Raw genomic sequence first — 14720 nt, 5'->3', positions numbered from 1 at the left:
CTAAATATTGAAAATCCGAATGAACTCTATCATTAGCTGTAGATATCAGTTAAATCTCTCTGGATTTAGCCAAAAATAATATTTATACTTAGTGAAAATTCTGTTTTCTTCTAACTAAAGTCTTATAGTGGTGTCAACGTTTTACCATTTTTTTTCCTAAGTTAATATTTCGGACAAGTCTAATGCACAAAAGTTAATAGAGCTAAAACTATTGCGGATGTAAGTTAGGAGAAAAACTTTGTTACACTAGCGATACAACTATTGAATACACTAGAAATTTAAATTTTCTAGTATTGTATTCCCTAATACAATGAACTCTCATCAATCTTCTGAGTCATCACCATCTGAACCCATTGCTTTTGAACCATTGACACAGAAGCAGCAAAATAAAAGCAATAAATTATTTCCTATAGTCGGAATTGCCGCATCTGCGGGAGGATTAGAAGCATTTACGCAGCTACTGAATAGTTTGCCTATCGACACTGGAATGGCATTTATACTGATTCAGCACTTAGACCCAAATCAGAAGAGCCTGCTAAGTGAGATTCTGGCGAAGGAGATCCCAGATGCCCGTCCGTGAAGTGCAGAATGGGATGTTTGTCGAACCGAACCAGGTATATGTCATTCCACCAAACACGAAGATGACGCTGGCTCAAGGGGTGCTGCAACTCATGGCCCGTGAGAAAATTCATGGGAAGTATATGCCTGCTGATGCTTTTTTTGCTTCCTTGGCGGCAGAAAGAGGAATCAAAGCCATCAGTGTTGTCTTATCTGGAAGTGATGGAGACGGCGCAAAAGGATCAGAAGCAATTAAGGCGGCTGGCGGCATCACCTTTGCTCAGTGTGAAGAATCGGCACAATTTAGTGATATGCCGAATACTGCTATTGCTACTGGTGATGTGGACTTTATTCTACCACCGCAAAAAATTGCTGAAGAACTAGCAAAGATTGCTCGCCATCCCAACGTTACCAGTTCGATTTCTTCACAGACAGTTGAGCCACTCTCTAAAAGTGAGACTGCTTTGCCTGCAATCTTTGCAATGCTGTTCACCGCCACTGGTGTTGACTTTACGCATTATAAGCAAACGACATTAAAGCGACGAATTGCTCGGCGGATGGTGCTGTATAACCTGGAAAGTCTAGAAGATTACGTGCAGTATCTGCAAGATAATCCAGATGAAGTGCAAGCACTGTACTACGAAATCTTAATCAGTGTCACCAGTTTTTTCCGTGATCCGGAAGCTTATCAAGCTCTCAAAGAGCAAGTCTTTCCGGCAATATCTAAGGGGAAGTCAGTTAATGAGCCGATTCGGATCTGGGTACCAGGCTGTGCAACCGGGGAGGAGGTTTATTCAATTGCTATTTCTTTAATGGAATTTTTGGAGAATGTGCTTCCCAAACCGGCTATTCAAATTTTTGCTACAGACATTAATGAGACAGCAATTGAAAAAGCCCGCTTAGGTATCTACAAACCAAGCCAAATAGTTGATGTCTCACCAGAACGCATAAGACGCTTCTTTAATCCAGTAGAGAGCGGCTATCAAATCAGCAAACCGATTCGGGAACTTTGTGTTTTTGCTAAACAAAACCTCATCAGCGAACCGCCATTTTCCAATCTGGATCTTATTAGTTGTCGTAATGTGCTGATTTACTTTGAATCTGTTTTGCAAAAGCAGGTGATGCCAATTTTTCATTACAGCCTCAAGCCGACTGGATTTTTGATGTTAGGTATCGCCGAAAGTGCAGGAGAATTTTCCAACTTATTTACTTTAGTAGACAGAAAAAACAATATTTATACCAAAAAATTAATACCTACTCCACTTAACTTTAACTTTGCCACCAGCAACTATCCTGTAGCGAAAATAGCTGCTGATAAATCCATGAGTCATAAGACTTGGGATATTACTGACTTAAATAAACAGGCTGACCAGATTCTTTTGAATCGTTATGTCCCAGTTGGCGTGATGATTAACGACAATATGGACATTCTGCAATTTCGAGGGGAAACCAGTCCCTATCTGAGACCAGCCCCTGGAGATCCCAGTTTTAATTTGTTCAAAATGGCACGAAAAAGATTGCTTGAAGAGTTGCGTACTGCGATTCATCAGGCAAAAAGGGAGAATGTTCCTGTGAGGAAGGAACAGATACAGATGGTAGGGAGCGAGCCGTCTAAGGAAGTCAGCATTGAGGTGATTCCGTTTCAGCCTGATTTAGTAGAAACTCGCTGCTTTCTTGTTTTATTTGAAGATGTACCTGCTCCAACAAATCCACAAGTGACCATCACACTTGAAAATGTAGAACAAGTAGGTAGCGAGGAAATACTCCGACTCCAACAAGAACTAGCAGTTACCAAGCAAGAGCTTGCTGCTACTCAAGAATATTTGCAATTGATTAGCCAAGAGCATGAGTCCACCACTCAACACCTGAAAGTGGCAAATGAAGAAATCCTCTCCAGTAATGAGGAACTACAAAGCACTAATGAAGAGTTACAAACAGCCAAAGAAGAGGTACAAGCAACAAACGAAGAATTACATACAACTAATCAAGAACTGCAAAGTCGCAATCTCGAATTACACAACGTTAATAATGACCTGTTGAATTTACTCAGTAGTGTCAATATTCCCATTCTCATACTGACTAACGATTTACGGATTCGGCGTTTCACACCAACAGCACAGCGTTTACTTAATTTGATTCCCACAGATGTGGGACGACCACTGAGTGATATCCGCTCCACTATTGACGTTCCTAATTTAGAGTCATTGTTAATTGAGGTGATTGACACTTTAACTGTCAAAGAAATGGAGGTGCAAGACCAAGAAGGGCGTTGGTATAATCTGCGAATTCGACCTTACAGAACTACAGAAAATCACATTGATGGCGTGGTAATGGTGTTGATGGATATAGATGCCCTCAAACGCAGTACAAAGCAGTTGCAAGCAGCCCTTGATTATGCTGAAGCTGTGGTGGAAACTGTGCCAGAGCCTTTAGTCGTTCTCAATGCTGACTTACGAGTTATCAAAAGCAATCGGGCTTTTTATCGAATGTTTCAGGTAACGCCCGCCCAGACAGAACAGCAACTGATTTTTGAGTTAGGAAACGGTCATTGGAATCTTCCCCAACTGCGATCGCTCCTAGAAGATATTCTCACCCAGAATATTCAGATTGAAGGTTTTGAAGTACAACAGGTCTTTGAGAAAGTTGGACAAAAAACTATCTTGCTTAATGGTTATAAAATCTTACAAGCAGGGAATGGGCAGATGATTCTGCTGGCACTTCATGACATTACACAGCAGAAGTTGTTTGAGGAAGAACGCACCCAGCTATTGGCTAAAGAGCAGTCAGCGCGCCTGGAAGCGGAGAAATCTAACCGAATTAAGGATGAGTTTTTATCTACTTTATCCCACGAACTTCGCAACCCCCTCCACAGTATTTTGGGATGGTCTGATTTACTCCAGGAACAAAACCTTGATACCGCTCAAATGAATCGTGCAATTGACATGATTGGGCGTAGTGCTAAAGCGCAAATCCAATTGATTGAAGATCTTCTAGATATCTCGCGCATTACTACTGGTCAACTCCGTCTGAATATTTGTCCAATTGATCTTTGCTCTGTGATTGAGGCAACTCTTGAGATAGTCAGATTATCGGCAGAAGTGAAAAATATTCAAATTGAATGCCACCTGCAACCCGTGATGGGAAAGGTACTGGGGGATGGGTTGCGATTGCAGCAGGTAGTCTGGAACTTGCTTTCTAATGCCATCAAATTTACTCCTTCTGGGGGAAGTATAGTTGTCACAATGGAGCAAGTTAATTCCCAAGCCCAGATTCGAGTTAGTGACACAGGTATTGGTATACCTAATGATTTTCTCCCTTATGTCTTTGATCGGTTTCGCCAGGCTGACAGTAGCAAAACTCGTGCTAATCAAGGACTGGGCATAGGGCTGTCCCTTGTCCGTTATCTAGTCGAACTTCATGGCGGCACGGTTCAGGCAGAAAGTCCAGGTGTAAGCTTAGGGACAACTATGACCGTTGAGCTACCACTGAACACCAATCTTGAGGGGGATTTTAGCTCTTGTGATCCAGCGGTGAGATATATTGCCGGTGACACGGAAATATCCGTTGATAACATTCCTTCCCTGGAAGGTTTGCACATACTTGTTGTAGATGACGATGCCGATATACTTGAGTTAACAAAGATGATCTTACAAAGTCACGGGGCTGAAGTAACTGCTGTCGCATCTGCTGATGAAGCATTCTCAATACTCACAAGCCAACCAGGGTTGTATGATGTGCTATTGTCTGACGTTGGGATGTCGAACGAAGATGGCTATGCCTTGATGCGGCGAGTCCGCTCTCTTAGTGCTGAGGCTGGGGGACAAATTCCCGCAGCAGCAATGACAGGGTATACCAGTAGTAGTGATATCCAAGAATCTAGGAATGCAGGTTATCAAATGCACATTCCTAAACCCGTCGAGCTAACCCAATTGGTATTTATGGTTGCCAACTTAGCTAGACGAACTAAAAATACTTAAAGATACTAACTATTATTAATATTGAAAATTAGATAAATCCTGAGATAGCCACGGCTGTGCAATACGCCTGCGAGACAATGCCTCTCAATCACCTTGCTATGCAAGGATTGTGCCAACCCTTGTTAAGAAATTAATTACTAGAATTTGTTTTGTTCTCTGTGAATATCTCTCGATATAATCAAAAACCATAACTATTTCAGAAAAATGGTAAACACCCAATTCAACGTTTTACCATCTTTCTTTTCCTAAGTTAATATTTCGGACAAGTCTATTGATTAGAAATACATTGTGCAAAGCTCTAGTTTGAGTTCTGTATGCTCAACTGGTACGTCAACCCTTGGATTGAACGTATACCGCTGCCCGATATGTAACTAGTCATGAGAAAGTTATCTCACTAAGTGAGCGATCGGTGTATCGCCGATTGGTAACAGGTAAAAATCCAGGATTTTCTCACATAACACCTCGCCTTAGATAAAGGCACCTTGTTAGGGACAAGGCTATTTCGCACTCACAGAATCAGAAAAACCAAGAAAGAAAACATCTATTTTGGTTAGTAAACTCTGCGGTGTTAGTGTTCTACTAGCATTGATTACTCGTAATCTTTGTTAGTAACAGCAAAGAAGCCAGTGCAATTGTTTCCTTCTTAATTTTGAGTATGTTCCTTTGTTTGTCATATCCAGTTTTCTGGAACTGACAAACTGAACGGCATATTTGATAGTTGCTGTCTTTTTTGAGATTATCTTTGGGTAGTTTCGATAAAGTAGCAACAATCTTAATCCAGTTTTGGAGATACATTTGCCCGCAACTGAACTGTAACCACTTACATTTGCAGAGTTTAAAATTAGATATGTGGTATTTTTCTATTTTCTAATAGCTGAAAATATAACATGATTATCAAATTATTCATAACAAATTACAGCAATTCTATTTGATGCTGAAATGATTTGTGTAACTAGGAAACTGAAAACAGCAAAAATTTTGTAAAATTAGCTATTTTTTCAAGAAACTCTAAATTTTTTAGAACAATTATTTAAATATTAAAGATATTTTAAAGTTATTATATTCGTTACGTAATTACACCCAATTAGTGGGATTTGTGGTAATTTTTAAGAACTATTAAATACATAATAGAATTTGAGCCTAGTCAAAAATTGAGAACTCATATCTACGGAGCTTCAATGAATCAACGTATTACCAGTGCAGTCAATTCAATAGTGACAAAATTCTCACGGCGAAATGCTCTTTTGTGGCTAGGAGGTAGCGGATTAGGTACCGCTTTAGTTGCAGGAACACAAAAGGAAGTAATTGCTCAGGGTAATGCAAATACAGATGTAACTTTGCTGAATCCGCCAACTTTATATAATGCCCCTCAAAATGGCTATAGTCATATAGCGATTACACCTCCAAGAACAAGAACTGTATATATTTCTGGTCAATTTGGGTCAGATTTACAAGGTAATCTTGTTTCCAATGACTATGAAGCGCAGTTAGTACGGGCTTTTCAGAATCTGCGGTTTGCCTTAAATGCAGCCGGTGCAAGACCTAAAGATGTAGTTAAAACAACTGTTCTGATAGTAAATCACACCCAAGAGAAATTGATTCCGTTAGGGCGCGAAATTGGTAATTTGTGGGGTAACACACCACCCACAAACACACTTATTCCTGTTCCGAGATTGGCTTTGGATGGTATGTTGTTTGAAATTGATGCCTATGCGGTGATTCCAGAATCATCCAATAATGGCTGGTATTAATCTCCAGATAGTTTTTATTAGCTACACCTGATCTAAGGTATGAGGGCGTAGATTCATGGTGTGTTAGAGCTTAAAGCCTAACACACCTTAATTTTTGTGTTTCATTTCTTGGCTGGACTTCTGGTAATGCTGTAGAGCGATCGCTAACTCTCTTTATAGTACAGATGAGTAGTAAATAAATTTCAACATTTGCAGAGTTTAAAATTACGTTTCAGAAATATCTTGTAGTAGTCAGAACTGGATTCAATCAAGCTGCTTTAGTCCGCTGGGGTCAAAATTGGGTTAGCGTTCCCCCAAATCAACTCCGGGCTTTTTGGCGTGGTTTTATTGAAGTAGAAACTCATCTGTTTAACTTGAATGAAAGCTTGGTATTACCTGCTGAGTTTGTGCAACAATTACGGGGAATCGCCTTGAGTGGAATCAAGAAATTCCAAATTTCCGAGTATGAGATTGGTTTGCTGTATGTGCAGAATAACTTTTTACAGCCGCTAGAATCTGGTGAGTATGCTTTTTGGGCTATTGATAGAGATGTGACAGTGCGGACTCTCATCTGAATTGTGCCGAATCCTGATTTTCCCTTAGAAGAGGTGTTAATTGAGCGACATCCTGAGTTTGTTGCGGCTTATTGTGAGATAGTGCAATTACAAAATCAGCAAGTAGCGAGCGATCGCTATCAAGGTAAAGTAATTGCTATCCTCAAACCATGTAGTCGCAAACTATTTTGGCAAGGTGTAGAAGTAGAAGTCATTGACATCAACACCGAGGCTACATTACCACCACGTTTAATTGCTGAGTTAGTTTCAGGTTTACCAGAAACTCTTGCTTTGAGCCGTAATTGTTTGCATATCTGCGAAGTTCCAGCACAGTACCTTGGCCTACTCTACATCAATCAAGAGTTTCAAACACAACTGCAACCAGGAATGCACGTCTGGTGGGTGTTCGGGCGTTCTGTGCAAACACAAGTCTTTGACCTACGTCAGCAAACGTTAGAAGTATCTGGCCAAGATATCCTGTCTAATGCCAGAGTTATGGAAGATAATCCTGTCGCATTGCGCTTAAAAGAACTGGAAATACTAGAACGAATTGCTGAGAAGATTGAAAAAATTCAAGTTAATGGTAGTTTAGATAGTATTTTGACAGAGTTAATTCGGATTAATCGGTAATAAAATTACCATGCACGAATTACCGTCCCCAAAGCCGGCTGTCCCAAAACAGCCTTGACTAAATTTCCCGAAATATTACCGTCAATTATCCAACAATCAATTCCTAAACTAGAAATAGCTAAAAACTCTTCTACTTTCTGGGTCATACCACCAGTAACATCTACCGATGCGCTCTTACCAATAAAAGCTTTTATTTGGGAATAATTGGCTGGCGTAATATGAGGTATTACTTGCCTATCTTGGTCGTACACACCAGGATAATTACCTGCATTGATGAGTCGTACTTGGTAGTTACCTTGACTATGAAAGTATTTGGCTAATTCTGCTAACAAGGTATCAGTAGAAAGAATAGTCCCACCAATGGCTTTGTCTAAAACCACATCACCAAAAACTAAAGGCATTAAGCCAGATTGTAAACAATTTTCAATCACAGAAAAGTCAGCTTTAAGTAGTTTTTTATTGTGAGTGATGGCCATAGTTAGAGGTGGTAAGCTAACTACTGGTAAAGCTGCTTGTAAAAAATACTTAGCTAGTAATACATTTAAATCTAAAACATCTTGGTGGACTAGACAAAATCCTAGTTTTTCAGCATCACAGACAACACCATTGATAGTATTGTATTTATGCGCTGACTGATGACCAAAGGAACCAGCCCCATTGCCAATAATCATTTTTAAACTAGGATTTTGCTGGCGTACTAGACTAATTTCCTCAACCAGTTTTTGCATAGTTTCTAGTCGAGCAGTGTATGGTTGGTTCTTATCAGTAATTAAGGAACCTCCCAGCTTGATTAATACTAGCTCTAGCATTGAAATATCAAGATATTGTGATAACTAGCAAAAAGCTTACCACAAGGCATTTAAAATGAATCAGCGATTATTTGCCTGCTCTTATTCAAGAACATACCCGATTTCTGAGAGAATTCGGGTATGTGAACCTATCGATTTTTAGCAAATTACTTATCAATCATAGAAAGTATCTACTCTGATATCTCTGAGGATTTCTGAAACCTGCCATCCTGAATTAGCAATCGATAAAACTACTGGATTATCTCGCAATGGAATATAGTCATCCTCTCTATTTTCTAATATATTGATTGCTTGTTTTTCCTCAACTGTAGCTTCTTGGCTCTCAAAATCATCTATTGAAAGATTTTCTTCTTCTATCTGTTTTATTTTTTTCAGGATTAATTTTTCGGATTTTTTGATGAGTCGTATATCCATGATGATTTGTTAAGCCTTAAAGTGTGACAAAGTAATAAGCAACAAAAGGTAGATTCTTAGAGAGTTCAAGAACTTCTTCAAGAACCTTGGGCGAAATCCGTAAAAAAGTTTTATGAACTTGGGTGTTGAAAAAATTACCTAAGAAAATCTAGGATACATCAAAATCGATTTAAAATTTCCAGATTAAATTAGAAAGTTTATGGAATTGCAGATGCAGAATTAAGATCAGCCCAACTACCCGCAATCAAGCACAATACGGTTTATGCAATCAACTCGATAGCTTTTTTCTATATTTGTAGGAAAGTATATACTTACCAATCTGTGCTTATCTAGGAGAATGCGAAAGGACACACACAAGGCCAAGTTTGCAGATTTTATCAATAATTGAGTGCGATCGCCCGAATCTTCCACATAGAAAAAACAGCAAGATTGTCCCCCCTTCCCTTGTAGGGAAGGGGGCTAGGGGGGTTAGATTTCTTCAAAACAAGCTTGACAAATCAGCATTAAAACCCGATCAAGTTCCTGTGTCACTTCCTCATTTTTAATCCTTAATAAACGCAGCCCTCTTGCTAACAAAACTTTGTCGCGTTCTGCATCATATTCAGCTTGTTGTTCATGAATTTTTCCATCTACTTCTATCACTAATCTAGCTGCGTGACAGTAAAAATCTGCAATAAAACCATCAATAATTTGTTGACGGCGAAAATGTAACCCATTGAGGCGATTACCACGAAGTTGTTGCCAAAGAATTTTTTCTTCTGGTGTCATTTGGCGACGAAATTCTTTAGCAAGCTGAATCTTAGCTGGGGTTATTTTTTGCCCGATGACTATGTTATGAGTTCTATCTTTTTTATGTGGTGATTTGTGTGGCGGTGTTGGATTATTCATGTATGAAAGGTAGAGGCTGGTGTTGATTCATACATTATGGCTGACCTCTCCCCCAACCCCTCTCCGACGCGGAGAGGGGAGCTAGATTTGTCATGGTTATCTCGTCGTAGAAGAAGAACCATTTTTGTTTACCTATAAATTACTTTTAAAGGTTGTTTTTTAAATATTCTTCGTTAGATAAATACAATTCTATATTCTCTAATATTTCTCTTAAATAACATATAACTCTTCTTTGAATTTTCAATAACTCATCAGCAGTAGCATTTCTACCAACTTCCTCAAATGACTTAAAGCCATGAGCTAAATCATTTCTATTAGTTTTAATTGTTAGTAAATCACTTCCATCTCTAGTTTTAATATGATTAGTCTGGCATGAAAAGCCATAAGTTTTTGCTGTATTTCTTATTTCTCGTGCATCCACATTACCTGAAAATAGCCTTTTCTTATTCTCTTTCGTGACAAGAGCATCAAAGGTAACTGATATGATATCAACTGAAATATTTTGGAGACCTAGTAAAAGAGCCTCTGTAGATTGGATATCTTTATCTCTAACATGATTAATAATAATTTTTCTTATTTCTTCTCTCACTTCATCAAAAGAAACTCTTTTAGTTTTTAATTCATCAAAAATTGTTTCAATTGCATTACGCATTGTAGCTTCAACTAGGTTGTAGAGTAACAAATATCCTGTTGCTTTAAGAGTTTTTTCTAAATCATTATTTATTGGTTTAGTTCTAATGTTGTTAGCATTGCCCATACTTAATTGAATTGAACCTTGTTCTAGGTTTTTCAAGAGAAGAAAGTATCTACTAACTTCTTGAGCGCGTTCATCAAAATTTTGAAATAATGTACTTCTCATGAATTACCTAAAAGCTGGTCACGAACATACTCAATACGACGAATAACTTTATTTTGAGAACTACTAGCATCAGATTTTGTTAATTTTTTAAATTCTTCAGAACATAAAAAATTAATAGATTTTGGTATTAATGTCTGATTTTGTCTTAATGCTAGAGCAGATCCTACTGTAATAGATTCAAACTTAATTCTAGTTGTAGGTTCGTATCCATCCTTACTTTTTATATAGATATGTAAAGCATTTGGAAAATATTTATTAACAAATTCTAACATTAGGTAAAACTCATCTTTTGCCGCATTAATGTCTAATATTTCAGATTTATTTTCTTGTTTTAAATAATCATCTAAAAATTTATGTATGTTACTTTTACCAGGGTAGTTTTCATAATTATTTAAAAATGCAAAAAACCGTAAAACGAACTCTTGTGGATCTCTCTTATTTATTTGAGTTTGAGTAAAAGAACATAAATCACGGAATTGTTGCTCTTTTGACAATTCCTCAATTAGATCAAGAAATTTTCCAGGTTGAGATCCCCTTCGTTTCTCCATTTCATTCAATTCAACACTACCACTATTAATTCTCTCAAAAAGATCCCTTCTAATCTCTTCATCTGCTGCTTCTGTTAATTGAATCATTCTTATCGTAGTCCGGTTAAAACGTCTTTGGCGTGGTGGCATTAAATCTTGAAAGGTAAATCCATTAAGAGTTGTTAATTTTTCAAGATTTTTTAATTTAAGTTCGTTCTTAATAAACCTAGTTAAAGTACGAATACGTTGTGTACCATCTATAACTTCTAAGCGTGCTAAATCTTCTGATTCTGATGTATCAGCTACAAAAATGTAAGGTATTGGTAAATCTAGCATTACAGATTCAATAAATTTTGATTGCCTATCTTCATCCCATACCATTTCTCGTTGATAATCTGGAATAAACAATTCATTTTCATCTTCTTCTATTCCTTCTAAATATTTTTGAACAATTACTTCTATAGGGTATTCTAAAGTATTGTAGTCAACCCGCTTTCTCTTATCACGAATTTCTGCTTCAGCGTTTTCTTTACGTTTATCTGTAATTTCTAATTGAGAAGCCATATTTGACAATTTATTTGTGTTAATGTTTACAGTTAGAGATTTTTGTATTACACGGAGTAATATAAATACTTTTCACGCTTGGATTAAGTTAAAGCGGTTGAAGGTATAAATTATATAAGCTAAAGTTCATAACTCATTTGAAATGTCATAAATAAAATGTAACTTATACAGTGAAGGTGAGCCATTAAGACTCACCCTCATCAAACTATACCAACAAAGCCTGCTCCTCTTTAGAAATTATGCGCCCTTCATCCTCAAAACCAGCAATTTGATCAAAGTTCAAATACCGATACAAATTATCAGCAAAAGGATGAATCTTATTCGCCACAATATCAAGATATTCTTGGACTGTGGGAATACGCCCTAATAACGCACAAACTGCTGCTAATTCTGCTGAACCTAGATAGACTCTTGCATCTTTACCCATGCGGTTATTGAAGTTGCGGGTAGAGGTAGAAAATACAGTTGTGCCATCAGCAACTCGCGCCTGATTTCCCATACATAAACTGCATCCTGGCATTTCTGTTCTTGCACCAGCCGCACCAAAAATTCCGTATACACCTTCTTCTTTTAATTGGTGTTCATCCATGCGGGTTGGTGGTGCTATCCACAGGCGAGTTTTGACTGAACCTGCACCTTCTAAAACTTTCGCAGTTGCTCGATAATGACCAATATTTGTCATACAAGAACCAACGAATACTTCTTGTACTGGATCGTTAGCAACTTCCGATAATAATTTAACATTATCGGGGTCGTTGGGAGCAGCAACAATTGGTTCTTTGATTTCGTTCAAATCAATTTCAATTATTTCTGCATACTCGGCATCTGCGTCGGCTTCTAGTAATAAGGGGTTGGCTAACCATTCTTCCATTTTAGCGACGCGGCGCATGATGGTACGCTCATCGTGATAGCCTCTGGCTACCATGTTCTTTAACAGGGCAATATTAGAACGCAGATATTCGGAAACTGTCTCGACACTTAGCTTAATTGTGCAACCTGCACAAGAACGTTCGGCGGAAGCATCGGTGAGTTCAAAGGCTTGTTCTACTTTTAAGTCTGGCAAGCCTTCCATTTCTAAAATTTTGCCAGAGAAGATGTTTTTCTTGTTCTGCTTCTCTGCTGTCAGCAAGCCTTTTTGCATGGCGACGTACGGAATGGCGTTGACGATATCTCGTAAGGTGATACCGGGTTGCAATTCACCTTTGAAGCGTACCAATACTGACTCTGGCATATCTAAAGGCATAACACCCAACGCACCCGCAAAGGCTACTAACCCAGAACCAGCAGGGAAGGAAATACCCAAGGGGAAGCGGGTGTGAGAGTCGCCGCCTGTACCTACGGTGTCGGGTAACAGCATCCGGTTTAGCCAAGAGTGGATGATACCATCGCCAGGACGTAGTGCAACGCCGCCACGTTGGGCGAAAAAGTCAGGTAAGTCGTGGTGAGTTTTGATGTCAACGGGTTTGGGATAGGCGGCGGTGTGACAGAAACTCTGCATTACTAAGTCTGCACTGAAACCGAGACAAGCAAGTTCTTTTAACTCGTCGCGGGTCATGGGGCCTGTGGTATCTTGAGAACCAACGGTTGTCATGATGGGTTCGCAAGATGTACCAGGACGAACACCGGGTAAACCGCAGGCTTTCCCTACCATTTTTTGGGCGAGGGTGTAGCCTTTACCTGTATCGGTTGGTTGTTGGGGACGGATAAATAAGGTGCTTGGTTCTAAACCTAGTGCTTGGCGGGTTTTGTCGGTGAGGGTACGCCCAATTAATAGGGGGATGCGTCCACCGGCGCGAACTTCATCGAGGATGGTGTCGGGTTTGAGGGTAAAGGTGGAAATTACTTCACCTGCTTCGTTGGTAATTGTACCTTTGTAAGGATAAATGGTAATTACCATACCAGTTTCTAGCTTGGTGACATCGCATTGTATGGGCAAAGCACCAGCATCTTCGGCTGTATTAAAGAAGATAGGCGCGATCGCACCACCTAAAATGTATCCCCCAGCACGTTTGTTCGGCACAAAGGGTATATCTTGTCCTGTATGCCACAACACGGAGTTAATGGCAGACTTCCGGGAAGAACCTGTACCAACGACATCGCCAACATAAGCCACGGGATGTCCGATTTTTTTCAACTCCGCAATAGTTTCTAAGCTACCCGGTTGGCGCGTTTCTAGCATCGCTAAAGCGTGTAAGGGAATATCCGGACGGGTGGTGGCGTGGGTGGCGGGAGATAAGTCGTCGGTGTTAGTTTCACCAGGGACTTTAAATACTGTGACAGTGATAAATTCTGGCAGTTTTGGACGCGCAGTAAACCATTCAGCCTCAACCCAAGAGTTAATTACTTGCTTGGCATAAGGGTTAGTTTTAGCTAACTCCAAAACATCATGAAAGGCATCATACACCAGCAAGGTTTTGCTGAGGGCAGCGGCGGCATAACCCGCGATTGGTTCTTTACCTTCTCCTCCCATCACCAAAGGTGTTTCGGAAGAGTCGGAGACAGATGTGGTAGCAAATTGCAGCAACTCAATTAAAGATTGTACGTTGTAGCCGCCAATCATTGTTCCCAACAATTCCACAGCTTCAATAGGGGAAATTATCGGACTTTTAACTTCCTTTTTAGCAATAGCAGTGAGAAACCCAGCTTTCACATAAGCCGCGGGGTCAACTCCAGGGGGTACGCGATCGCGCAATAAATGTAATAATGTTTGTTCTTCACCCTTGGGCGGATTCTTCAGTAATTCACATAGTTCTGAGGTTTGCTTCGCATCCAACGGTAAGGGGGGAATTCCTAATGCTGCTCTTTCTGCAACGTGTTGACGATATGACTCTAGCATTTTTGTATTCTCCGTTGGGATGTTCTCCCCTTAATTATGAAATATTTTTAGATAAGACTTGGCTATAAAAGTTTACTTTATTTTATGGCTGAAAGCCTTACTGGTAATTGCTTATCAGTATTTTTGTTTTATACTTAAAGTATAGTTTTTACTACCAATTCCAACTGAAGATATTTTAATTGCTGCGATCGCTATTATTTTGAGATTAATTATTTTCCCACAGCCTCTTATGTAAATTCAATCGCCAATAAAAATGCTTTTTCAGTAAAAAAAATGCTAAATTAAGTAGCTAAACCCAATTTAATCAGCCTCTGGCTCCGCAGTTTTCCCAGCAGATTCCTACAGTTATATTTAACTATAAATATTGGCAATAG

The 14720-nt window shown here is 39.1% G+C and carries 9 protein-coding genes and 1 pseudogene; 4 read left to right on the top strand and 6 right to left on the bottom strand.

Going from position 1 to position 14720, the window contains the following annotated elements; all coding sequences use genetic code 11:
- The first annotated feature begins 310 nt into the window (after nt 1-310).
- From AC504W_RS27790 to AC504W_RS27775, 4 genes and pseudogenes are all read left to right on the top strand, one after another.
- Nucleotides 311-580, top strand: a complete 270-nt coding sequence (locus AC504W_RS27790; protein ID WP_494879499.1) for a chemotaxis protein CheB — start codon at nt 311-313, stop codon at nt 578-580.
- Entirely contained in the window at nt 567-4535 is a 3969-nt protein-coding gene (locus tag AC504W_RS27785) for a CheR family methyltransferase (protein ID WP_494879498.1), read from the top strand. The genes AC504W_RS27790 and AC504W_RS27785 overlap by 14 nt, the downstream gene beginning before the upstream one ends.
- A gap of 1178 nt (nt 4536-5713) precedes the next feature.
- Nucleotides 5714-6286 (top strand): RidA family protein, encoded by a 573-nt coding sequence (locus AC504W_RS27780; protein ID WP_494875487.1) that lies wholly within the window; start codon nt 5714-5716, stop codon nt 6284-6286.
- A gap of 212 nt (nt 6287-6498) precedes the next feature.
- Nucleotides 6499-7449 (top strand): annotated as a pseudogene (locus AC504W_RS27775) (slipin family protein); the annotation flags it as partial.
- A gap of 5 nt (nt 7450-7454) precedes the next feature.
- Here AC504W_RS27775 and AC504W_RS27770 read toward each other — a convergent pair.
- The 6 genes from AC504W_RS27770 to acnB form a co-directional block, all read right to left on the bottom strand.
- Nucleotides 7455-8258, bottom strand: a complete 804-nt coding sequence (locus tag AC504W_RS27770; RefSeq protein ID WP_494875486.1) for an isopentenyl phosphate kinase — start codon at nt 8256-8258, stop codon at nt 7455-7457.
- 153 nt (nt 8259-8411) lie between these two features.
- Nucleotides 8412-8672 carry a hypothetical protein gene (locus AC504W_RS27765; RefSeq protein ID WP_494875485.1) on the bottom strand — a complete coding sequence of 87 codons (261 nt, stop codon included), beginning with the start codon at nt 8670-8672 and terminating at the stop codon, nt 8412-8414.
- Nucleotides 8673-9140: 468 nt separating this feature from the next.
- The gene (locus AC504W_RS27760; protein WP_494879497.1) at nt 9141-9560 is read right to left on the bottom strand and encodes an endonuclease domain-containing protein; all 420 of its coding nucleotides are present in this window, start codon (nt 9558-9560) and stop codon (nt 9141-9143) included.
- 145 nt (nt 9561-9705) lie between these two features.
- Nucleotides 9706-10419 carry an MAE_28990/MAE_18760 family HEPN-like nuclease gene (locus AC504W_RS27755; protein ID WP_494875483.1) on the bottom strand — a complete coding sequence of 238 codons (714 nt, stop codon included), beginning with the start codon at nt 10417-10419 and terminating at the stop codon, nt 9706-9708.
- Complete coding sequence (locus AC504W_RS27750) at nt 10416-11510, bottom strand: DUF262 domain-containing protein (RefSeq protein ID WP_494875482.1); 1095 nt, start codon at nt 11508-11510, stop codon at nt 10416-10418. The genes AC504W_RS27755 and AC504W_RS27750 overlap by 4 nt, the downstream gene beginning before the upstream one ends.
- A gap of 205 nt (nt 11511-11715) precedes the next feature.
- Nucleotides 11716-14346, bottom strand: a complete 2631-nt coding sequence (acnB, locus tag AC504W_RS27745) for a bifunctional aconitate hydratase 2/2-methylisocitrate dehydratase (protein ID WP_494875481.1) — start codon at nt 14344-14346, stop codon at nt 11716-11718.
- Nucleotides 14347-14720 lie beyond the last annotated feature (374 nt).

It is taken from the genome of Nostoc sp. C96 (assembly GCF_059384975.1).
This window is presented reverse-complemented; position numbering and strand designations above follow the sequence as displayed.

Bases quoted from the DNA above. Each gene is read 5' to 3' on its own strand.
- AC504W_RS27770 (WP_494875486.1), bottom strand. From the start codon at position 8,258: ATGCTAGAGCTAGTATTAATCAAGCTGGGAGGTTCCTTAATTACTGAT.
- AC504W_RS27750 (WP_494875482.1), bottom strand. From the start codon at position 11,510: ATGGCTTCTCAATTAGAAATTACAGATAAACGTAAAGAAAACGCTGAA.
- AC504W_RS27790 (WP_494879499.1), top strand. From the start codon at position 311: ATGAACTCTCATCAATCTTCTGAGTCATCACCATCTGAACCCATTGCT.
- AC504W_RS27785 (WP_494879498.1), top strand. From the start codon at position 567: ATGCCCGTCCGTGAAGTGCAGAATGGGATGTTTGTCGAACCGAACCAG.
- AC504W_RS27755 (WP_494875483.1), bottom strand. From the start codon at position 10,419: ATGAGAAGTACATTATTTCAAAATTTTGATGAACGCGCTCAAGAAGTT.
- acnB (WP_494875481.1), bottom strand. From the start codon at position 14,346: ATGCTAGAGTCATATCGTCAACACGTTGCAGAAAGAGCAGCATTAGGA.
- AC504W_RS27765 (WP_494875485.1), bottom strand. From the start codon at position 8,672: ATGGATATACGACTCATCAAAAAATCCGAAAAATTAATCCTGAAAAAA.
- AC504W_RS27780 (WP_494875487.1), top strand. From the start codon at position 5,714: ATGAATCAACGTATTACCAGTGCAGTCAATTCAATAGTGACAAAATTC.
- AC504W_RS27760 (WP_494879497.1), bottom strand. From the start codon at position 9,560: ATGAATAATCCAACACCGCCACACAAATCACCACATAAAAAAGATAGA.